19 protein-coding genes are annotated in these 20,335 nt (G+C 69.3%); 3 read left to right on the forward strand and 16 right to left on the reverse strand.

Going from position 1 to position 20,335, the window contains the following annotated elements:
• Positions 1–4: 4 nt before the first annotated feature.
• The gene (locus AMD30_RS01945) at positions 5–1,627 is read left to right on the forward strand and encodes a precorrin-2 C(20)-methyltransferase (RefSeq protein WP_055474572.1); all 1,623 of its coding nucleotides are present in this window, start codon (positions 5–7) and stop codon (positions 1,625–1,627) included.
• Here AMD30_RS01945 and AMD30_RS01950 read toward each other — a convergent pair.
• The 4 genes from AMD30_RS01950 to AMD30_RS01965 are packed head-to-tail and all read right to left on the reverse strand — an operon-like array spanning position 1,580 to position 5,203.
• A complete protein-coding gene (locus AMD30_RS01950) occupies positions 1,580–2,341 on the reverse strand; it encodes a cobalt-precorrin-6A reductase (protein WP_055474573.1) in 762 nt (253 codons plus the stop codon). The two genes, AMD30_RS01945 and AMD30_RS01950, sit on opposite strands and share 48 nt — an antisense overlap.
• On the reverse strand, positions 2,338–3,114 hold the full coding sequence (cobM, locus tag AMD30_RS01955; RefSeq protein WP_055474574.1) for a precorrin-4 C(11)-methyltransferase: 777 nt from the start codon (positions 3,112–3,114) through the stop codon (positions 2,338–2,340). The genes AMD30_RS01950 and cobM overlap by 4 nt, the downstream gene beginning before the upstream one ends.
• Positions 3,111–4,409 (reverse strand): bifunctional cobalt-precorrin-7 (C(5))-methyltransferase/cobalt-precorrin-6B (C(15))-methyltransferase, encoded by a 1,299-nt coding sequence (locus AMD30_RS01960; RefSeq protein WP_055474706.1) that lies wholly within the window; start codon positions 4,407–4,409, stop codon positions 3,111–3,113. The genes cobM and AMD30_RS01960 overlap by 4 nt, the downstream gene beginning before the upstream one ends.
• On the reverse strand, positions 4,406–5,203 hold the full coding sequence (locus tag AMD30_RS01965; RefSeq protein ID WP_055474707.1) for an SDR family NAD(P)-dependent oxidoreductase: 798 nt from the start codon (positions 5,201–5,203) through the stop codon (positions 4,406–4,408). The genes AMD30_RS01960 and AMD30_RS01965 overlap by 4 nt, the downstream gene beginning before the upstream one ends.
• 63 nt (positions 5,204–5,266) lie before the next feature.
• Between AMD30_RS01965 and AMD30_RS01970 the strand changes: the two genes are divergently transcribed.
• Positions 5,267–5,683 carry a PPOX class F420-dependent oxidoreductase gene (locus AMD30_RS01970; protein WP_055474575.1) on the forward strand — a complete coding sequence of 139 codons (417 nt, stop codon included), beginning with the start codon at positions 5,267–5,269 and terminating at the stop codon, positions 5,681–5,683.
• Between the two features lie 3 nt (positions 5,684–5,686).
• Here the strand turns inward: AMD30_RS01970 and AMD30_RS01975 are convergent, their stop codons facing one another.
• Complete coding sequence (locus AMD30_RS01975) at positions 5,687–6,862, reverse strand: M24 family metallopeptidase (protein ID WP_055474576.1); 1,176 nt, start codon at positions 6,860–6,862, stop codon at positions 5,687–5,689.
• 54 nt (positions 6,863–6,916) lie between these two features.
• On the opposite strand from AMD30_RS01975, the gene AMD30_RS01980 reads away from it, so the two are divergent.
• Positions 6,917–7,873 carry a 5'-3' exonuclease gene (locus AMD30_RS01980; protein ID WP_055474708.1) on the forward strand — a complete coding sequence of 319 codons (957 nt, stop codon included), beginning with the start codon at positions 6,917–6,919 and terminating at the stop codon, positions 7,871–7,873.
• A gap of 39 nt (positions 7,874–7,912) precedes the next feature.
• Here the strand turns inward: AMD30_RS01980 and AMD30_RS01985 are convergent, their stop codons facing one another.
• From AMD30_RS01985 to dop, 11 genes are all read right to left on the reverse strand, one after another.
• Entirely contained in the window at positions 7,913–8,863 is a 951-nt protein-coding gene (locus tag AMD30_RS01985; protein WP_014926740.1) for a DUF4333 domain-containing protein, read from the reverse strand.
• 265 nt (positions 8,864–9,128) lie between these two features.
• Positions 9,129–11,936 carry a DEAD/DEAH box helicase gene (locus AMD30_RS01990; protein ID WP_055474577.1) on the reverse strand — a complete coding sequence of 936 codons (2,808 nt, stop codon included), beginning with the start codon at positions 11,934–11,936 and terminating at the stop codon, positions 9,129–9,131.
• A complete protein-coding gene (tatC, locus tag AMD30_RS01995; protein WP_010841095.1) occupies positions 11,933–12,853 on the reverse strand; it encodes a twin-arginine translocase subunit TatC in 921 nt (306 codons plus the stop codon). The genes AMD30_RS01990 and tatC overlap by 4 nt, the downstream gene beginning before the upstream one ends.
• 93 nt (positions 12,854–12,946) lie before the next feature.
• On the reverse strand, positions 12,947–13,219 hold the full coding sequence (gene tatA / locus AMD30_RS02000) for a Sec-independent protein translocase subunit TatA (RefSeq protein WP_055474578.1): 273 nt from the start codon (positions 13,217–13,219) through the stop codon (positions 12,947–12,949).
• A gap of 108 nt (positions 13,220–13,327) precedes the next feature.
• Positions 13,328–14,299 carry a helix-turn-helix transcriptional regulator gene (locus AMD30_RS02005; protein WP_055474579.1) on the reverse strand — a complete coding sequence of 324 codons (972 nt, stop codon included), beginning with the start codon at positions 14,297–14,299 and terminating at the stop codon, positions 13,328–13,330.
• Positions 14,299–15,291 (reverse strand): helix-turn-helix transcriptional regulator, encoded by a 993-nt coding sequence (locus tag AMD30_RS02010; protein WP_010841092.1) that lies wholly within the window; start codon positions 15,289–15,291, stop codon positions 14,299–14,301. The genes AMD30_RS02005 and AMD30_RS02010 overlap by 1 nt, the downstream gene beginning before the upstream one ends.
• A gap of 69 nt (positions 15,292–15,360) precedes the next feature.
• Positions 15,361–16,719, reverse strand: a complete 1,359-nt coding sequence (gene pafA, locus AMD30_RS02015) for a Pup--protein ligase (RefSeq protein ID WP_010841091.1) — start codon at positions 16,717–16,719, stop codon at positions 15,361–15,363.
• Positions 16,720–16,794: 75 nt separating this feature from the next.
• On the reverse strand, positions 16,795–17,571 hold the full coding sequence (prcA, locus tag AMD30_RS02020) for a proteasome subunit alpha (protein ID WP_055474580.1): 777 nt from the start codon (positions 17,569–17,571) through the stop codon (positions 16,795–16,797).
• On the reverse strand, positions 17,568–18,443 hold the full coding sequence (gene prcB, locus AMD30_RS02025; RefSeq protein WP_055474581.1) for a proteasome subunit beta: 876 nt from the start codon (positions 18,441–18,443) through the stop codon (positions 17,568–17,570). The genes prcA and prcB overlap by 4 nt, the downstream gene beginning before the upstream one ends.
• Entirely contained in the window at positions 18,440–18,631 is a 192-nt protein-coding gene (locus AMD30_RS02030; protein WP_004019064.1) for a ubiquitin-like protein Pup, read from the reverse strand. Before AMD30_RS02030 ends, prcB begins: the two co-directional genes overlap by 4 nt.
• A gap of 180 nt (positions 18,632–18,811) precedes the next feature.
• Positions 18,812–20,311: a depupylase/deamidase Dop gene (gene dop / locus AMD30_RS02035; protein WP_010841088.1), complete on the reverse strand. Its 1,500-nt coding sequence runs from the start codon at positions 20,309–20,311 to the stop codon at positions 18,812–18,814.
• Between the last annotated feature and the right edge of the window lie 24 nt (positions 20,312–20,335).

Genomic DNA, 20,335 nt, shown 5'->3' on the forward strand with positions numbered 1-20,335 from the left:
TCCCATGAATTCTCACAATTCCTCGACGAACCCGGACGGCAACTCGACGGCCGGGAACGCGTCTCGCCAGGGCACGCTCTACGGCATCGGCCTGGGCCCGGGCGACAGCGAACTGATGACCGTGAAGGCCGCCCGCCTCATCAGCACCGCGGACGTGATCGCGTATCACTCTGCGCGCCATGGCAACAGCATCGCGAGGTCGGTCGCCGAACCGTACCTGCGCGACGGCCAGACCGAGGAACGTCTGATGTACCCGGTCACCACCGAGACCACCGACCATCCGGGCGGCTACCAGGGCGCGCTCGACGACTTCTACGCCCAGAGCGCCGAACGCCTCGCGGTGCACCTGCGTGCCGGCCGCGACGTCGTCCTCCTCGCCGAGGGTGACCCGCTGTTCTACAGCTCCTACATGCACATGCACAAGCGCCTGTCGCCGCACTTCGACGCCGAGATCGTGCCCGGTGTCACCTCGGTCAGCGCGGCGTCGGCGGCGACCGGGGTCCCGCTCGTCGAAGGCGAGGAGACCCTGACGGTCGTTCCGGGTACGGCGTCGACCTCGGAGCTGCTCTTCCGGTTCCGTTCCGCGGACGCGATCGTGGTGATGAAGCTCGGTCGCACGTTCGAGCGGGTGCGCGATGCACTCGGCGAGGCCGGGCGTCTCGACGAGGCGTTCTATGTCGAACGCGCCTCCACGACGGTCGAACGGGTGCTGCCGGCGGCCGACGTGGATCCCGCGGAGGTGCCGTACTTCTCCATCCTCGTCGTCCCCGGACGCCGCAACAATCCGATGTTCGAGCCGAAGCCGGTCCCCGGTGAGCTCGTCGTCGTCGGACTCGGACCGGGTCACGACAGCTGGACCACCCCCGAGGTGCGCGCCGAGCTCGCCACGGCCACCGACCTCGTCGGGTACACCACCTATCTCAAGCGCGTCACCCCGCGCCCGGGTCAGCGAGTGCACGCGAGCGACAACCGGGTCGAGGCCGAGCGCGCCGAGTTCGCACTGGATCTCGCCCGCCGCGGCGCTCGCGTCGCCGTCGTCTCGTCCGGCGATCCCGGCGTGTTCGCGATGGCCGCCGCGGTCGCCGAGGTCGCCGCGCAACCGCGGTGGCACGAGGTGCCGGTACGCGTGGTGCCCGGCGTCACCGCAGCCACCGCCGTCGCCGCGGCGGTCGGAGCGCCGCTCGGGCACGATTTCGCGATCATCTCGCTCTCCGACCGGCTCAAGCCGTGGTCGGTCATCGAACGGCGCATCCGCGCCGCCCTCGGTGCCGACCTGGTGATCGCCATCTACAACCCGGGGTCGGCGAGCCGCACCTGGCAGGTCGGCGCCCTCCAGCACACCCTCGCCCAGACGGTGTCGCCCGATCGCGTCGTCGTGCTCGGTCGGGACGTCGGCGGTCCGGAAGAGCAGCTCACCATCACCACGGTCGCGGACTTCGATCCCGCCGTCGTGGACATGCGGACCATGATCATCATCGGGTCGTCGGCGACGAGGGTGGTCCCGCGCGCGGCGGGTGCGCTGGTGTTCACGCCACGCAGTCACCGCCCGGTGGACAGCGCCGATGAGACTGCCGATCAGTCAGTCGAGCAGCGCCTCGAGCCAGTCCCGGGCGGCACCGACATCTGAGATGACCGGCGAGTCGGGTTCGGCGGGCCGGTCGACCATGATGACCTCGATCCCCAGTTCGGCCGCGGCCACCAGCTTCGCCGAGGTCAGTGATCCGCCGCTGTTCTTGGTGACCAGTAGGTCGATGTCGTTGTCGCGCAACAGCCTCGACTCCGAGGCATGGTCGTAGGGACCGCGCGAACGCAACACCTCGTGGCGGGGCGGAAGCGCTCCGGTCGGGGCGTCGACGACCCGGATCAGAAACCACGCCGAACGGATCCCCGCGAAGACGACGACATCCTGGCGACCGGTGGTCAGGAAGACGCGTCCGCCACGGGCGTCCACCTCCCGCGCGGCCGAGGGGAGGTCGGGTACGCGGGTCCACGTGTCGGTGTCCCCGGGCACCCACGGGTCCCGGCGCAACCGCAGCAGCGGGACACCCGCATCGGCGGCGGCCCGAGCAGCGTTGCGGGTGATGGTCGCGGCGAACGGGTGGGTGGCGTCGACCACCGCACGAATCCGATTGCTCCGCAGCCAGTCCCGGAGCCCTTCGGTTCCGCCGAACCCGCCGATTCGCACGGGACCGACCGGCAGGCGAGGGTCGTTGACCCGACCCGCGAGTGAGCTGATGAACTCGATGCCGGACTCGGCCAGACTCGAGGCCAGCGCACGCGCCTCCCCCGTTCCGCCGAGGATGAGCACATGCTCGGTGGGATCCGGGGCGGAACCGTTCACCGCGACGAGTCGCGGTCGGCGCGGAGTTTGGTCATCCGCGCATGCGAGTACAGGTAGCTGTCGGTGGCGTCCGATGTCGACGGATCCAGCACACGCCCGACGAAGATGACCGCGGTCTTGCGGATGTCGGCGGCGTCCAGGGTCTCGGGCAACCGGGACAACGGGCAGCGCACGATCTGCTCGTTCTCGCGACTGGCGAAAGCAACTGTCGCGGTGGGGCAGTCGCTGCCGTAGTGCGGGGTGAGCGCCTCCACGATCTGTTCCGCGCGATGTGCCGCGAGATGCAGTGCGAGTGTCACTCCGGTCATGGCGAGGCTCGCGAGGTCCTCCCCCGGCGGCATGTCCGTCGACAGTGTCGACACGCGCGTGATCAACAGGCTCTGGCCGACGCCCGGCACGGTGAGTTCGGTGTCGAGTGCGGCCGCGGCGGCCGCGAACGCCGGCACACCGGGCACGATCTGATGAGGGATACCGCGTGCGGTCAGTTCACGCTGTTGCTCGGCCATCGCCGAGTAGACGGCGAGATCACCCGAGTGCAGGCGGGCCACGTCATGCCCCCGTGCGTCTGCGGCCGCGATGACATCGATGATGTCCGACAACGGCATCCGGGCGGTGTCGACGAGTTCGGCACCCTCGGGACACAGTGCGAGAAGCTCCGCGGGCACCAACGATCCGGCGTAGACACAGGTCTCGCACTCCCCCAGCACCCGTGCTCCCCGCAGCGTGATCAGGTCGGGCGCCCCCGGCCCGGCGCCGATGAAGTACACGGTCATCGGACAACCTCCGCGAGACCGGCATCCGGAAGCCCCGTCGTCGGTTTGTCGACAGACCACTGCACGATCGGGAGGGCCGGACGCCAGGTGGTCATCGTGCCGAGGGGCGCGACGGTCTCCACCGACAGGCGCCGCAGGGTACCGCCCTGGTCGGCGTGCCGTCGTGTCACGAGGGCCTGGTTCTCGACGGTCACCGCGTTCACCACGAGCCGGCCCGAATCCGCCAGCGCATCCCAGGCGAGCGCGAGGATCTCCTCGTCCAGTCCGCCGCCGATGAAGACCGCATCGGGTTCCGGCGCGTCGGCCAGCTCGTCGGGAGCCGGTCCTCGCACCGAGAGCCGGTGCGCCACGCCGTGACGAGCGGCATTGCGTCGCAACCGATCGGCGCGCTCGGGGTCGCGCTCGAAGGCGACCGCGAGTCCGCGGTCGTCGGCGCGTAACCATTCGATCGCGACGCTGCCCGACCCGGCCCCGATGTCCCAGAGGATCTGCGCCCCGGCCGGCTCGAGTGCGCAGACGGTGAGGGCGCGGATCGTCGACTTGGTGATCTGGCCGTCGTGCTCGTAGGCCTCGTCCGCCCGACCGGGAAGCCGGGTCCGGTGTGGTCCGACGCAGTCGACGGCGACGATGTTCAGCGGATCGCCGGCCCTGCGGTGCCAGCCCTCCGCGGTGTCGGTGGCGATCTGTTCGGCGGGGCCACCGAGCTGCTCGAGGACGGTCATCGCCGACGCACCGAAACCGGCATCTGTGAGGAGTTCGGCGACGGCGGCGGGAGTGGTCTCGTCGCGGCTCAGGACCAGCACGCGAGCACCGTCGGTGACCTCGCCGAGCACGACGCCCGGCTCGGTGCGCACCGCGCTGACGATCCGGGTCGTCGCAAGGTCCCAGCCGAGGCGCGCGCAGGCCAGACTCGCACTCGACACGGCCGGAAACACCCGCACCCGGTCCGCACCGACGCGGGCGACGATGCTCGCGCCGACCCCGTGGAACATCGGGTCGCCGCTGGCGAGGATGTGCACGGTGTCCGGGTGGGCGTCGTCGACGCCCCACGTCTCGACGAGCTCGGCCAGGTGCTCCGACATCGGTGAGCGCCACGGCCGCAGTTGTGCACCGAGTCGGGGCGCAGCACCGTCGAGAAGCGCCAATTGCCGTGCAGCGCCGTAGATCACCCGTGCACGGCGTAACTCGTCGCGTGCCGGCTCACCGAGGCCGGGCCAGCCGTCGGCACCGATGCCGACCACCACGAACTCGGATGTGGGGACCGTCGACGTGACGGCTGCCCCCGGTGACCTCATCGGGGAAGCCTCCGCCACACCGCGCGTGGCAGCAGCCGCATACCGAAGAACACGGGACGTAGCACCCCCGGGATCCAGACCTCGCCGCGTCCCTTGCGGTACGCGTGCGCCACGGCGTCGGCAACCTGCTCGGGATTGCGCGACAACGGAGCCGGTTTCACGCCGGAATCCATCAGGTCGCGGGTCATCGCGCCGACGACGAAGCCGGGGCGGGCCAGCAACAGACGAGCACCGCTGCCGTGCAACGCATCTGCGAGACCACTGGCGAACCCGTCGAGTCCGGCCTTGGTCGAGCCGTAGACGTAGTTGGCCCGGCGCACCCGGATGCCGGCCACCGAGGAGAAGACGATGATCGTCCCGGAGGCCTGAGCGCGCAGCACCGATGCGAGCGGTGTCAGCACGCTGACGTGCGCGTAGTAATCGGTGTGCGCGATCTGAAGTGCGTGTGCCACATCGGTTTCGGCCCGGTCCTGGTCACCGAGGATGCCGAACGCGACGATCGCGATCCCGATCGGACCGAACCGTTCGGACAGCGATTCGACGAGCGCGGGATGGGTGTCGGTGTCGTTCGCGTCGAATGCCACGGTGTGTACCGCGACCGCCCCGGCCTCGAGCAGGCGTGCCGACTCGTCGCCCAGGTCGTTGGGACGGCGGGCCGCCAGGACGACCGTCCGCCCGGACGCGAGACGCGCGGCGGTGGCCACGCCGATCTCACTGCGGCCGCCGAACAGGACGAGGGCACCGACCGGGTCGGAATCCGGACCCGCTGATGCCCCTTCGCTGCGTGACGCCATGGCTAGCAGTATCGCATCGGCCCCGAGACCGGTCGTGCGCGCCGTCGCCACTACCGTGGGGTCATGCCCCGCACCGCCGCCGACCTCGGATCCGATGCCCTCGCGTTCCTCACCGAACGCCACCTCGGCACCCTCACCACCCTGCGCGCCGACGGCACCCCGCATGCCGTCGCGGTCGGATTCACCTGGGATCCCGACGCCCGCCTCGCCCGGGTCATCACCTCCGACGGCAATCAGAAGGTCCGCAACACCGAGCGCGGCGGATATGCGGCCGTCACCAACGTCGACGGCCCGCGCTGGCTGACCCTCGAGGGACCCGCGACCGTCCGCCGCGAACCCGACCAGGTCCGTGAGGCCGAGCAGCGCTACGCGCAGCGATACCGGGAACCCCGGCCGAATCCCCGCCGCGTGGTGATCGAGATCAGGGTGAGCCGCGTACTGGGTTCGGCGTCGCTGTTCAGCGAGTCGCGGCCGGCCTGACCCCTAGGAGTTCGATCCGTCCAGCCGGACCAGTTCGTGCGGGCGGTTGTTGACGGACTCGCAGCCGTCGTCGGTGACGATCACGATGTCCTCGATCCGGGCTCCCCAATGCCCGGACACGTACACCCCCGGCTCCACGCTGAACGCCATTCCGGCCCGCAGCGGGATGTCGTTGCCGCCGACGATGTAGGGCTCCTCGTGCACCGACAGCCCGATCCCGTGCCCGGTGCGGTGGATGAACCGCTCGGCCAGGCCGCGTGCGGCGAGGAGATCGCGAGCCGCGGCATCGATCGACGACGCGCTCACCCCGGGCCGGACGGCGGCCACGGCCGCACGCTGCGCCTCGAGCAGCGCGGCGTAGGCATCCGCGATGTCGGCGGGCGGGTCGTCGAAGCAGTAGGTGCGCGTGGAGTCGGAGTTGTAACCCGGCTCGACCGGACCGCCGATGTCGACGACGACGATGTCGGACCGCTCGATGACCCGGTCGGAGAACTCGTGGTGGGGATCGGCGCCGTTGGGGCCGGACCCGACGATGATGAACGCCGCCTCGGTGTGCCCCTCCTCGAGGATCGCGGCGGCGATGTCGGCGGCGACCTCCCGTTCGGTGCGGCCGGGGATCAACCAGTCGCCCATCCGCGCGTGCACCCGGTCGATCGCGGCACCCGCACGGCGGAGTGCGTCGATTTCCGCGGCATCCTTGATCATTCGGAGCTCGCGCAGTACGTCGGTCGCCAATTGCGGTGTGGCGCCGGTGTGCCGGGCGAGCGGGATCACGTGCAGGGCGGGCATGGAGTCGGAGACGGCGATGCGCGGCTGCGAGGGCAACCCGGCCAGTGCCAGCGCATGGGCGTCGTCACCGTCGACCCAGTCGGCCACCTCGATGTCGAGATCGCCCACCGCCGAGGAGGACAGCGACGGGACCTCGAGGCGCGCGATGACGAGCCGTGGGTCGCCGGTCGCGGGGATCACGAGCGCGGTGAGCCGTTCGAAGGTCTCCGCCCGTGACCCGACCAGGTAGCGCAGGTCCGGTCCGGGAGCGACGACGAGCGCGTCCAGATCCGCGGCGCGGGTGAGTTCGGCGGCACGGCGAACCCGGTCGCGGTACACCTCTGCGCCGAAGAGCGGCGCGGCCCCCGCCTTCGACGTCGCCACCCGTGCTGTTCCGGTCCCAGATGCCATGCGACGAAGACTACCGCCGACTCATGACAGAGTGTGGGGGTGACGGATTCGTTGATGCTGCTCGACGGCGCGAGCCTGTGGTTCCGATCGTTCTTCGCCCTGCCGGAGAAGATGACCAGCCCGGACGGACGCCCGGTCAACGCGGTGCGGGGCTTCCTCGACACGATCGCCAATCTCGTGGTGCGCGAACGACCCACGCGACTGGTGGTGTGCCTGGACCTGGACTGGCGCCCGGAGTTCCGCACCGACCTGATCCCCACCTACAAGGCCCACCGGGTGGCGGTTCCCGACGGCGGTACCGACGTCGAGGGCAGGGACATCGACGTCGAAGAGGTGCCCGACACGCTCACCCCGCAGGTCGACATGATCATGGCCGTCCTGGCGGCTTCGGGTATCGCGACCTCGGGCGCCGTCGGTTGTGAGGCCGACGACGTGATCGGCACGCTCGCCTATGACGAGGCGGAGGATCCGGTCATCGTGGTCAGCGGTGATCGGGATCTGCTGCAGGTGGTCGCCGATGATCCGGTCCCGGTGCGCGTCCTGTACGTCGGCCGCGGCCTGGCCAAGGCCGAGATGATGGGGCCGGTGGAGGTCGCCGAGAAGTACGGCGTGCCGGTCGATCGCGCCGGGATCGGCTACGCGGAGATGTCGATGTTGCGCGGGGATCCCTCGGACGGGCTGCCGGGCGTGGCCGGCATCGGTGAGAAGACCGCGGCGAAGCTGATCAGCGAGTACGGCAGCCTCGATGCACTCGAGGCGGCTGCCGCCGACCCGTCGTCGACGGTGCCGACCCGTAGCCGGAAGTCACTGCTCGCGTCGGTCGACTACCTGCAGGCGGCGCGAATCGTCGTCTCGGTGCGCACCGACGCCGAGACGATCGACAGCGGGTCGGATGTATTGCCGGCCGAACCCGCCGACCCCGCAGCTCTCGCCGAACTCGTCGAGGAACTGGGCATCGGGGCGTCGGTGGGGCGGCTCGCCAAGGCCCTCGGCTGGCCCCAGGCCGGTTGAGGCCCCTGAGGGTGACAGCCGGCTGAGGCCCCTTGCCGGTCAGCTCGGGCGTGAGACCTCGTAGCGGCCGTCGTCGTCGATGAACGTGACGGTGACCTGCTGCTGCTGACCGCCGACGGTGACCGAGCAGGTGAACGACGCACCGGTCTCGACCCGCTGACCCGACGGGCACTGCACATCGGAGACGTCGCTGGCCTGATAATCCTCGGTGAGGATCTGCTGCACACCGTCCTGCGCAGCCTGCTGGTCGAGGTTCTTCGGTGCCCACCCGGGAAAGAGGAACGCGGTGATCAGCACGATCGCGGCGATGAGGATCAGCGCGCCGCCGCCGACGAACATCAGTGTCCGGGCGGTCTTGTTCGACTTCCCGGCCGCCATCCCGCTGAACTGATCGCCGCCACCGTACGGATTCTGACCGTACTGGTTCTGACCGTAGGGCTGTTGGCCGTAGGGGTTCTGCGCATTCGGTCCCGTGGCGCCCTGCGGGTTCTGGCCGTAGGGCTGCTGGCCGTACTGCCCCTGTCCGGGCGCCCCGTACTGGCCGGCCCCGTACTGCCCTGGGGCACCGTACTGCCCCGGTGCACCATATTGGTCGGCGCCGTACTGGGCACCCGGCTGGCCATACTGTTGACCACCGGGCTGACCGTACTGTCCGGGGTTGCCGACCTGCGTCGGCTGGGACTGGGCCGGACCGGAATGGGGAGGCTGCCCCGCAGGTCCACCCGCTTGCTGGTAAGGGTTCTGCTGATACGGATCCTGTTGCGGCTGGCCGTAACCCGGGGTCTGCGCGGCCGGGTTCGGCGCCATGGTGGTCGGGTCGGCCGGTGGTGCGCCGGCCTGGCCGGCGCCGGGGAGGTTCACGATCTCGGTCTTGCCGTCCGGACCCGACTGGTCTCCGGACGCTCGCGGGCCGGCTTGCGGATCGGGGCCGGAAGAATGTGGGCCGGGGGGATTCGGTTGGGACGGGTTGGGGTTGTACGGGTCGGTCATGAATCCCTCCCACTCGGCCGTTCACCCGGCGACGGGTGTCGGCGAACTGTGACGTCGCGGCGGTATCGAGGCGGGCACGCCGACACCGGATGCGGGATGAACGTTACCTCAGCTGCCTGGGACTATCAGCAAACATCGCACGCGCCCCGCGGGCGCGTCGTCCGGTGAACCGACACCCGCCGACCGACCGATGCATGTACCCGAGTTCGGCTGAAATAATCAGCCGAGTTCGGCCGAAACGATCAGCCGAGTTCGGCCGAAACGATCAGCCGAGTTCGGCAGCGACCACCCCGCGACGGATCGCCTTGACCGCTGCCCGGGCCGTCCCACCGAGACGGGTGTCGGACCCCACCCCGAGCCGGATCTGTTCGAGAAGATCCACGACCTGCCGGTTCCACCGCACGAAGTCCCCCGGCGAGAGGAGTTGTCCGCGTTCGCCTGCCAGGAGCAGGGCCTCGCCGAGCGAACGGCCCGATGCCCACGTCGCCACGGCGACGGAGAATCCGGTGTCGGGTTCGCGTGTCGGACTCACCCGATGCCGCTGCTCCACCGCGGTGACCCGCGACCAGATCCCGACCGTCGCCGCCATCGCGGCGCGCATCGAGCTGCTGCCCGGAAGAGCATCGACTCCGCTGTAACTGTCGCGCCGGCTCTCGTAGACCAGTGCCGCGACCACCGCGGCGAGATCGGGCGCGGAGAGATCGTCCCAGACGCCGGCCCGGATGCACTCGGTCACCACCAGGTCGCTCTCGCTGTAGATGCGGCCGAGCAGCTTGCCCGAGTCGGTCACCAGCATCGTGTGGCCGGTGGACTCGGTCGATTCGGCGACGCGCTCGAGATAGCCCAACTCGCTGAGGACACCGACGATGTGATCGAACGTGACGCCAAGGGTCGACGTCCGGTCCCCGATGCTGCGCTCGGCGTTGACGATGTCGCGCAGCAACCGGTTGCGGCGTTCGGCGAGCCGGAACAACTCGTCACCGTTCGGCAACTGATGCGCCGGATGCGCACGCAGGGTGCGTCGAAGGCGCGCGAGCTCGGTGTCGTCGGCGGCGTCGGCGCGCTTCTTCTGCCGTCCGCGCGGCATCTCGATGCCGGTCGATCGCAACGCCGACGCCAGATCGCGTCGGCCGCGACCGGTGCGACGGTCGGCGTTCTTCGGCAGTCGCATGTTGCCCAGCACCTCGGGCGGATTGACGAAGTCGCGGGTACCGACGCGACCGCACCAGGCGTCCTCGGTCAGTACGAGCGGCTTGGGATCCTGCGCCTGCGTAGCCGGTTCGATGATGACCGCCAGACCGCGGTGCCGTCCGACGGGTACGCCGATGACATGCCCGCGTTTGAGCGCGGCCAGGTCCGCGGTGATGGCGTCGTGCGTGTCGGTGCGCCTGCGGAACTTGAGATCGCGTTCGCGGCTGCGGATGTCCTCGCGCAGCGTGACGTATCCGAGAAAACCGGCATAGGGCTCGTCTTCCGAATCGGCTTCGGCCTCAGCAGGTTCCAGCCCTCGCGCCTGCGCCGTGCGCGCCAGCTCGCCGTCGAGCTTGCGCAGCGCCCGCTGGGCCTCGTCCAGTTTGCGCGCCTGTCCCACAACCGACCGGTCGGCCTGGAACTGCGCGAACGACCGATGCAGCAGCTCGCGGGCACCGTCGAGACCCAGCCGTCCGAGCAGGTTGACCGCCATGTTGTACTCCGGCGAGAACGAGCTGCGCAGCGGGAAGGTACGCGCGCCTGCGAGTCCGGCCACCTCCTCGGGTACCACCTCGGGTGTCCACACGACGACCGCGTGGCCCTCGACGTCGATCCCGCGGCGACCCGCCCGCCCGGTCAGCTGCGTGAACTCGCCGGGGGTCAGATCGACATGGGCTTCACCGTTGTACTTGACCAGACGTTCGAGGACCACCGAGCGCGCGGGCATGTTGATGCCGAGCGCGAGCGTCTCGGTGGCGAACACCATCCGCACCAGGCCCCGCACGAACAGCTCTTCGACGGTGTGCCGGAACGTCGGGAGCATGCCCGCGTGGTGCGAGGCCAGCCCCCGGCGCAACCCCTCTCGCCATTCGTGCACACCCAGCACATCGAGGTCGGTCGGCGACAGTTCGGTGAGATGGCGGTCGACGATCGCGTCGACCTCGCCGATCTCCGCGGGGGTGAGGAGCGAGATACCCGACCGCAGACACTGCGCCAGGGCGGCGTCGCATCCGACGCGCGAGAAGATGAAGCCGATGGCCGGGAGCAGGCCCTCCCGGTCGAGACGCGTGACGAGGTTCGGCCGCGACAGCGCCGGTCCCCGTCCGTCACGCCGGGGTCCGCTGCCGCGACCGCGTCCACGGCCGCGCGACGACTCCCGCTCGTCGTCGGCCATCAGGATCCGGTGCCGGATCTGGCGTTTCAGTTCCGGATTGACCCGGGGCCGGGTACCGGCCTTGCGTGCCGGACCGGTGTCGGCGGGGTCGAACAGGTCGAACAACCGTTGCCCGACGAGCATGTGCTGGGACAGCGGCACCGGCCGGTGCTCGTCCACGATCACCGAGGTGTCGCCGCGAACCGTCTGAATCCAGTCGCCGAACTCCTCGGCGTTGCTCACCGTCGCCGACAGGCTCACCACCCGAACCGATGGTTCGAGGTGCAGGATGACTTCTTCCCACACCGCCCCGCGGAACCGGTCTGCCAGGAAGTGGACCTCGTCCATGACGACGTGCGACAACCCGTCCAGAGCTCGTGACTCGGCGTAGATCATGTTGCGCACGACCTCGGTCGTCATCACGACGACCGGCGCATCGGGGTTGATCGAGCTGTCGCCGGTCAGCAACCCGACCGACTCGGCCCCGTGGACCGCCACCAGGTCGTTGTACTTCTGATTGCTGAGCGCCTTGATCGGCGTGGTGTAGAAGCACTTCGTGCCCCCGGCCAGCGCCAGATGCACGGCGAACTCACCCACGATGGTCTTGCCCGCGCCGGTCGGCGCGCACACCAGCACACCGTGCCCGCCTTCGAGCGCCTCGCACGCGCGGAGCTGGAAGTCGTCGAGCCGGAAAGCGAGTCTCGACGTGAACGAGTCGAGTTGTGTCACAGGACGTCGTCGAAGGTCGCGCGCGCCCGCGTCGACGTGCGGGTGGCGCCGGCGCCGACATGGTTCGCCGGCGCCGGGATCGGCGACGCCGGAGCGATCGGCTTCGTCGGCGGCAGCGGGCTGGCCTCGTCGTCGGAGAGGTCCGCCCAGGCCGACGCCTTCTTCGCCTTGCGCTTGTCGAAGATGCGCGCGAACTGGATCGCGAACTCGAGCAGGACGGTGAGCGCGAGCGCCAGGGCCAGCATCGTGAACGGGTCCTGGCCCGGCGTGACGATGGCCGCGAAGACGAAGACCGTGAAGATGAGGCCGCGCCGCCAGCTCTTCAACCGGGCGTAGGTCAGCACTCCCACCACGTTGAGCGCGATGATGAGGAGCGGGAGTTCGAAACTCACGCCGAAGATCACGAGCACGTTGAGCATGAATCCGAAGTACTGGTCACCGGCCAGGGCCGTGACCTGGACCTCGTTGCCGACGGTCAACAGGAAGTCGAAGGCCTTGGCGACCACCAGGTAGGCCAGCACCGCGCCGCTGACGAACAGGGTCGTCGCCATCGCCACGAACAGGATGCCGTATCGGCGTTCGTGGTCGTGGAGACCGGGGGTGATGAACTGCCAGATCTGGTAGATCCACACCGGGCAGGCCATCACGACACCGGCGGTGAGCGCCACCTTGAGGCGAAGCATGAACTGGTCGAACGGCCCGGTCGCCAGAAGGCGACAGGAATCGTCGGCGGTCAGCGAGGCACGCGACGATGGCGGCAGATCACAGTACGGACCGCGCAGCATGTCACCGAGCGAGGAGATGCCGAGGAAGCCGTGGCTGTACCAGAGGAACCCGAGGATCGTCGTGGCGATGATGGCCAGCATCGAGATGACCATACGAGTGCGCAACTCGTACAGGTGCTCGACCAACGACATGGTGCCGTCGGGGTTGAGCTTTCGTTTGCGCTGCCGGGGGTCGAGACGTCGGGGAATCGGAAGAGTGCGCACTGGCGATGCTCCGACGCGCCCCTATGCCGATTTCTTGACGTCGGCGTCGCGCTGCGTGGCGGCCTGGGTGGAGTCACCCGCGGGCAGCTCACGGCGCGACGGGTCGGCCGGCGTCGCGTCGGCGGTGGCCTGCGAGTCCTTGTCGTCGTCCTTCTGCATCTCCTTGACCTCGCTCTTGAAGATGCGCAGCGACTGTCCCAGACCTCGGGCGGCGTCCGGCAACTTCTTCGAGCCGAACAGGATCAGCAGCACAATGGCAACGATCGCCCAGTGCCACCATGACGTGAAGCCCATGAGATCACCCTTCAGTTCGGATCAGACAGTGTCCAATGCTACCTGAGTCGCGCCCGGCGGGGAGCGGGCCCGACCGGATGATCCGCCCGGCCCAGCGGTGGGCGGTCCTCAGCGATATCGCCTGCGTGCCGCGGTCGCGGTGTCGGCGACCGCCGCGGCGACGGCCGGCGCGTCGACGACCCGGACGGCTCCACCGAATCCGAGCAGGAACCGGGTGAGCCACTCCGGCGAGCCGTAGACGAGCCGGGCGCGGACCGGCAGGTCGGCGTCGGGCCGGTCCTCGACCTTCTCGACGGGTTCGAGCGGGTAGTAGTCGAGGATCCACAGATGGTCGGCGTCGATCTCGATCTCGACAGCCGGGAGATCGGGGTTCTCGGCCACCAGCACCGACTGATTCGACGACGCGGCCTCGGCCGGCGGACGGCTCGGTTCGTCCAGGGCCGACGCGGTGTCGACGCGGTCGAAGCGGAACAACCGCACGCCCTCGGCCATCCGGCACCACGCCTCGAGATAAGTGTGCTGATCCATGACCTGCAGACGGATCGGGTCGACCACCCGGTCGGTGACGCTGTCGCGGCCGGCCGAGTAGTAGCGAAGGCGCAGTGCACGAGCGTGCTTGGTGGCCTCGCGGATCGTCGTGTAGGTGGGGTTCTCCCCCGACGGATCGGGAGCCGAGTCGGACGCACCGGCGACCCCGGGCACCGTCGCACCCACCGCTTGCTCGATCTTCGCGATCGCCCGACGAGCCGCCGCCACATCGACGACTCCCGGCGTCTCGACGAGCGCTCGCAGTGCGACGAGGAGCGTGCTGGCCTCCACGGTGGTCAGCCGCAGGGGCCGGTCCATGCCCGCGGTGAACCCGACCGTCACGTAACCCTCACTGAACTCGAGTTCGATGAGGTCATCGGGGTAGTACCCGGGGAGTCCGCAGACGAAGAGGAGTTCGAGATCCTTCGTGAGCTGCGCCTGGGTCACACCGAGTTCGGCGGCGGCCTGGACGATCGAGATGCCGCGGCGGGCCTGGAAGTACGGGACCATCGCCAGCAGGCGGTTGAGGCGGGACGGTGCTGCGGCGGCCATCAGACCGTCACCCCGCTGAGGCGGTCGAGGCTCGCGATGACGAGGTCGCGCAGCTCCGGCGGGTCCAGGACGACCGCGTCGCGGCCCACACCCAGGACCATGCGTGCGACCGTGGTCAGCGAGTGGATCTCCAGGGTCACGATGTCGCCGGGATCGCCGTCGAGGTCGGCGGGCTCGGTCGCCGTCGCGGCCCGGCGGAGGCCAAACGCCCGGTCGGCCGCGACCCAGATCCGCGCGGTGCGGCCGTCGGAACCAGAAGCGGAATCGACAGCCGCCGAGACGATCTGCTGGAGATCGGTGCCCGCCGGCACCACGACGGCGTCGGCGGCACCGACCGCGGAGACGGCCGTGATCCGCGACAGCCGGAACGTCCGGGTGGCGTCGCGATCGCGGTCGTGACCGACGACGTACCAGCGGCCCCGGTGCGACACCACTCCCCACGGTTCGACGCGCCGGGTGGTCGGTGCGGCGGCCGCCGACGACCGGTGCCGGAACTCGACCGCACGCCTGTCCTGGACCGCGGCGAGAAGGCCCGCGATGACCTCTTCGGAGCCGAGTGATCTCGACGACCCGCCCGTGGTGATCCCCAGATCGTCCTCGGAACGGACGTCGAGCCCGGCTGCCCGCAGCTTGAGGATCGCCGTCTGCGACAGCGTCGAGACCTCCGGCGTGTCCCACAGCGCGGCGGCCATGGCGATCGCCGCCGCCTCGTCGGATTCCAGGGAGATCTCCGGCAATTCGTAGGAGTCGCGGTCGATGCGGTATCCCTCGCCGCCGGCCGCCATCGGCGACCGGCCGGTGACGAGCGGGATCCCGAGATCCCGCAGCTCGTTCTTGTCCCGTTCGAACATCCGGTTGAACGCCTCGTCGGACTGCCCGTCATCGGAGTAGCCGGCAACGTTGCGGCGGATGTACTCCGCGGTGACGTACTGCCGCGTCCACAGCAGGCAGATCACGAGGTTGAGCAGACGCTCGACTTTGGGGGTTGCCACCGGGTCAGGTTAGAACGTGGCCGCTCACCGCGTGCGGAGGCACGCTGCGTTCGCGGGTAACCCGGGCACTCACATCGACGCGATGAGGCGATCGACGCGCTCGTCGACGCTGCGGAACGGGTCTTTGCACAACACGGTCCGCTGCGCCTGGTCGTTGAGTTTGAGGTGCACCCAGTCGACGGTGAAGTCGCGGCCCGCCTTCTGCGCGGCCGAGATGAAGTCGCCACGAAGTTTTGCGCGGGTGGTCTGCGGCGGCTCGTTGACCGCCGTCTTGATCGCCTCGTCGGTGGTCGCCCGGGCGACCAGTCCCTTGCGCATCAACACGTCGAAGACGCCGCGGCCGCGTTTGATGTCGTGGAAGGCCAGGTCGAGTTGCGCGATCTTCGGATCCGACAGTTCCATCGAGTACCGGTTCTGGTAGCGCTCGAAGAGCTTGCGCTTGATGACCCAGTCGATCTCGGTGTCGACCTTGGCGAAATCGTTGCTCTCCACCGCGTCGAGCATGCGGCCCCAGAGGTCGACGACCATGTCCATCTCCGGGTCCGGTCGGCGGTTGGTGAGGTGCTCGACGGCGCGGGCGTGGTACTCGCGCTGGATGTCGAGGGCGCTGGCCTGCCGACCGCCGGCGAGTCGTACCGGCCGACGCCCCGTCGGGTCGTGGCTGACCTCACGGATCGCGCGGATCGGGTTGTCGAGCGCGAAGTCACGGAACGCGACGCCGGCCTCGATCATCTCCAGCACGAGCGCCGCGGAACCCACCTTGAGGAGGGTCGTCATCTCGGACATGTTCGAGTCGCCGACGATGACGTGCAGCCTGCGGTACTTCTCCGCGTCGGCGTGCGGCTCGTCGCGCGTGTTGATGATCGGACGCGACCGGGTCGTCGCCGAGGAGACGCCCTCCCAGATGTGCTCGGCGCGCTGCGACAGACAGAACGTCGCCGCCTTCGGGGTCTGCAGCACCTTGCCGGCGCCACAGATCAGCTGGCGGGTCACGAGGAACGGCAGCAGGACGTCGGAGATGCGGGAGAACTCCCCCGCCCGCACGACCAGGTAGTTCTCGTGGCATCCATACGAGTTGCCGGCCGAGTCGGTGTTGTTCTTGAACAGGTAGATGTCGCCGCCGATGCCTTCGTCGGCGAGACGCTGTTCGGCGTCGACGAGCAGGTCCTCGAGCACGAGCTCGCCCGCCCGGTCGTGGTTGATCAGCTGGATGAGGCTGTCGCACTCCGCGGTCGCGTACTCCGGGTGCGAACCCACGTCGAGATAGAGGCGGGCGCCGTTCTGCAGGAAGACGTTCGACGACCGGCCCCACGATACGACCCGCCGGAAGAGATAACGGGCGACCTCGTCCGGACTCAGGCGGCGGTGGCCGTGGAAGGTGCACGTGACACCGAACTCGGTCTCGATGCCCATGATTCGTCGCTGCACTTGACCAACCCTACTCGCGCGGGCCGCGGCGGACCGGTCGACACGCACCGGCCGCCGCGAGCCGCGGCGTTCTCATCACTGTTCGGTGGACGGCGTCTCACCAGGGGATTCGCCGGAATCGGCGGTCGCGGTCGCGGCCGCCGGGAGCAAACCTTCGACCGTGGACGTCGTGAGGCGCCGGAATGCGCGCCGCGGACGGTTGTGGTCGAGGACCGCGACTTCGAGGTCACCCGCGGCCAACGCCCGACGTTCGGTCGGGGTCCCGCCGCCGTTGTCGGCCGGAGCCGTCAGCGCGTCGACCGCGACACCGATGGCCCGTCCGAGTTCCATGTCCGGCTCGTAGCTCTCCTTGAGCGCGGCCGCGATCGGCTCGGTCGCCCCGCCCATCACGAGGAAGCGTGTCTCGTCGGTGATCGACCCGTCGTAGGAGATCCGGTAGAGCTGCGAACGCTTCGGTTTACCCGGTCGGGCGACCTCGGCGACGCAGAGTTCCACCTCGAACGGCTTGGCCTGTTCGGTGAAGACACTGCCGAGTGCGTTCGCGTAGGTGTTGGCCAGGGACAGCCCGGACACGTCGGCACGGTCGTAGCTGTAGCCGCGCATGTCCGCGATCTGGATCCCGGCCTTGCGCAGGCTCTCGAACTCGTTGTACTTGCCCACGGCCGCGAATCCGATCCGGTCGTAGATCTCGCTGGTCTTGCGCAGCGTGTTCGACGGGTTCTCCGCGACGAACAGCACGCCGTCGGAAAAGGTGAGGATCACGACGCTGCGACCCCGGGCTATGCCCTTGCGGGCGAGCTCGGAGCGGTCGCGCATGATCTGCTCGGCGCTGGCGTAATACGGGAAGGTCATCGTGCACCCCCCTGGTGCTCGGCACTCCGGCGTTCGATGACGGCACGCGCCGCCGCCTCGATGTCGGTCGCGTCCACCTCCCGCGCCCCGTCGGCCCCGACGATCGCGGCCATCGGGAAGATCTTGCGGACCAGATCGGGCCCGCCGGTCGCCGAATCGTCGTCGGCCGCGTCGTACAGCGACTCGACGGCGATCGCGAGTGCCTCGTCGGCGGTCAGGTCGGCGCGGTACAGCTTTTTCAGCGACGACTTGGCGAACACCGACCCCGAGCCGATGGCGGTGTACCCGCCGAACTCTTCGTGGCGGTCACCGGCGACGTCGAAGCTGAAGATCCGTCCGCGTTCGCTCGGGTCGTCGTGATCGATGTCGTAACCGACGAGCAGGGGGATGGCGGCCAGGCCCTGCAGGGCGGCGCCGAGGTTGCCGCGCACCATCGACGCCAGCCGGCTGACCTTGCCGTCGAGGGTCAGCGGGACGCCCTCGATCTTCTCGTAGTGCTCGAGTTCGACGGTGAACAACCGCACCATCTCGATCGCGATACCGGCGGTGCCGGCGATCCCGGCGGCCGAGTACTCGTCGGTGATGTAGACCTTCTTGACATCGCGGGTGGCGATGAGATTGCCCATCGTGGCCCGGCGGTCTCCGGCCAGGACGACCCCGCCCGGGTACGACACCGCGACGATCGTCGTGCCGTGCGGGATGTCACCGGCGCCGTCGGTGCCGCCCGCGAACGACCCCACGCGGTCGATCTGCGCCTGCGGGAGCTGTTCGGGCGCATGCGTCCGGAGGAAGTCGGTGAACGACGAGATGTCGGCACCGAAAGCGGAACGGGACTGGGACAGCGGGGGCAGTGAACCGAACCTGTCGCTCACTGGCCGCCCTTCTGGACGTAGGCGCGCACGAAGTCCTCGGCGTTCTCCTCCAGCACGTCGTCGATCTCGTCGAGCAGGTCGTCGGTGTCCTCGGCCAGCTTCTCGCGACGTTCTTGTCCGGCGCCGGAATCGGGGCCCACGCCCTCGTCGTCGCCGCCGCCACCACGCTTGGTCTGTTCCTGCGCCATCTGCTGCCTCCTTGAAACCGATCGCCCCTTGGCGGGCTACCGCGGTCGAGGGAGAGTCGGGATCGGGTGTCGCTGTCGCGGCGGTGATCCCTGGTGTCTCGACCCTGCGGAATCGTGTGCTCCCACACTACCTGTGGGGACGACAAGTGTGGCGGAACGAGGCACAAGCCCCGCGTCACGTCAGGTGGTGAGCTGATCCACCAGTTCGGCGGCCGAGTTCACCGAGTCGAGGAGCTTGCCGACGTGCGCCGCGGTACCGCGCAGCGGTTCCAGTGTGGGGATGCGGACCAGCGAGTCCCCGCCCAGGTCGAAGATGACCGAGTCCCAGCTCGCCGCGGCGACGTCGGCACCGAATCGGCGCAGGCACTCACCGCGGAAGTAGGCCCGCGTGTCGCGCGGCGGCTCGCTGATCGCGGCGAGCACGTCGTTCTCGTCGACCAACCGCTTCATCGATCCGCGCGCGACGAGCCGGTTGTACAGCCCCTTGTCGAGCCGGACGTCGGAATACTGCAGGTCGATGAGCTGCAGGCGCGGCGCCGACCATGACAGGTTCTCGCGCTGGCGGAAGCCCTCGAGGATGCGCAGCTTCGCCGGCCAGTCCAGGATGTCGGCGCACTCCATCGGATCGCGCTCGAGGCGGTCGAGCACGTCGGCCCACGTCTGCAGGACGTGGGCGGCGCGCTCGTCGTCGGAGTGTTCCTGCTCGTGGAATTTCTGGCAGCGTTCCAGATACTCCCGCTGCAGGGCCAGCCCGGTGAGTTCGCGGCCGTTGGTCAGGGCGACGGTCGCCGTGAGCGTCGGGTCGTGGCTGATGGTGTGCACGGCCTGCACCGGTCGCGCGAGTTCGATGTCGGAGAAGTCGACGCCGGCCTCGATGAGATCGAGGACGAGCGCCGTGGTCCCGACCTTGAGGTAGGTGGAGGTCTCGGCGAGGTTGGCGTCGCCGATGATGACGTGCAGGCGCCGGTACCGCTCGGGATCGGCATGCGGTTCGTCGCGGGTGTTGATGATGCCGCGCTTGAGGGTGGTCTCGAGCCCGACCTCGACCTCGATGTAGTCCGACCGCTGTGACAGCTGGTAACCGGCCTCGTCGCCGGACTGTCCGATGCCCACCCGTCCCGAACCGGTGATCACCTGGCGCGAGGCGAAGAAGGTCGTCAGCCCGGCGATGATCGCGGTGAACGGCGTGTCCCGCGCCATGAGGTAGTTCTCGTGGGTGCCGTACGACGCGCCCTTGCCGTCGATGTTGTTCTTGTAGAGCTGGAGTTTCGGGGCGCCCGGGACGCTGGCCACGTGGCGGGCCGCGGCCTCCATCACGCGCTCGCCCGCCTTGTCCCAGATGACCGCGTCCATGGGGTCGGTGACCTCGGGGGCGGAGTACTCGGGGTGGGCGTGGTCGACGTAGAGCCGGGCGCCGTTGGTGAGGATCATGTTGGCCGCACCGATCTCGTCGGCGTCGATGATCGGAGCCGGCCCGGACCCGCGGCCGAGGTCGAAACCACGGGCGTCGCGCAGCGGCGACTCCACCTCGTAGTCCCAGCGTGTCCGCTTCGCGCGCGGCACTCCCGCGGCCGCGGCGTAGGCGAGAACGGCCTGCGTGGACGTCATGATCGGGTTCGCGGTCGGGTCGCCGGGCGCGGAGATTCCGTACTCGACCTCGGTCCCGATGATTCGCTGCATCCTTCGAGGGTAGAGGTTCATTCG

This window comes from Gordonia sp. HS-NH1 (genome assembly GCF_001418765.1).
Classification (GTDB): domain Bacteria; phylum Actinomycetota; class Actinomycetes; order Mycobacteriales; family Mycobacteriaceae; genus Gordonia.

Bases quoted from the DNA above. Each gene is read 5' to 3' on its own strand.
- AMD30_RS01980 (WP_055474708.1), top strand. From the start codon at position 6,917: ATGCTGCTCGACGGCGCGAGCCTGTGGTTCCGATCGTTCTTCGCCCTG.
- AMD30_RS01965 (WP_055474707.1), bottom strand. From the start codon at position 5,203: ATGGCGTCACGCAGCGAAGGGGCATCAGCGGGTCCGGATTCCGACCCG.
- dop (WP_010841088.1), bottom strand. From the start codon at position 20,311: ATGCAGCGAATCATCGGGACCGAGGTCGAGTACGGAATCTCCGCGCCC.
- tatA (WP_055474578.1), bottom strand. From the start codon at position 13,219: ATGGGCTTCACGTCATGGTGGCACTGGGCGATCGTTGCCATTGTGCTG.
- AMD30_RS01970 (WP_055474575.1), top strand. From the start codon at position 5,267: ATGCCCCGCACCGCCGCCGACCTCGGATCCGATGCCCTCGCGTTCCTC.
- prcA (WP_055474580.1), bottom strand. From the start codon at position 17,571: ATGACCTTCCCGTATTACGCCAGCGCCGAGCAGATCATGCGCGACCGC.
- AMD30_RS02030 (WP_004019064.1), bottom strand. From the start codon at position 18,631: ATGGCGCAGGAACAGACCAAGCGTGGTGGCGGCGGCGACGACGAGGGC.
- AMD30_RS02005 (WP_055474579.1), bottom strand. From the start codon at position 14,299: ATGGCCGCCGCAGCACCGTCCCGCCTCAACCGCCTGCTGGCGATGGTC.
- AMD30_RS01985 (WP_014926740.1), bottom strand. From the start codon at position 8,863: ATGACCGACCCGTACAACCCCAACCCGTCCCAACCGAATCCCCCCGGC.
- tatC (WP_010841095.1), bottom strand. From the start codon at position 12,853: ATGTCGTTGGTCGAGCACCTGTACGAGTTGCGCACTCGTATGGTCATC.
- AMD30_RS01960 (WP_055474706.1), bottom strand. From the start codon at position 4,409: ATGAGGTCACCGGGGGCAGCCGTCACGTCGACGGTCCCCACATCCGAG.
- AMD30_RS01975 (WP_055474576.1), bottom strand. From the start codon at position 6,862: ATGGCATCTGGGACCGGAACAGCACGGGTGGCGACGTCGAAGGCGGGG.
- cobM (WP_055474574.1), bottom strand. From the start codon at position 3,114: ATGACCGTGTACTTCATCGGCGCCGGGCCGGGGGCGCCCGACCTGATC.
- AMD30_RS01945 (WP_055474572.1), top strand. From the start codon at position 5: ATGAATTCTCACAATTCCTCGACGAACCCGGACGGCAACTCGACGGCC.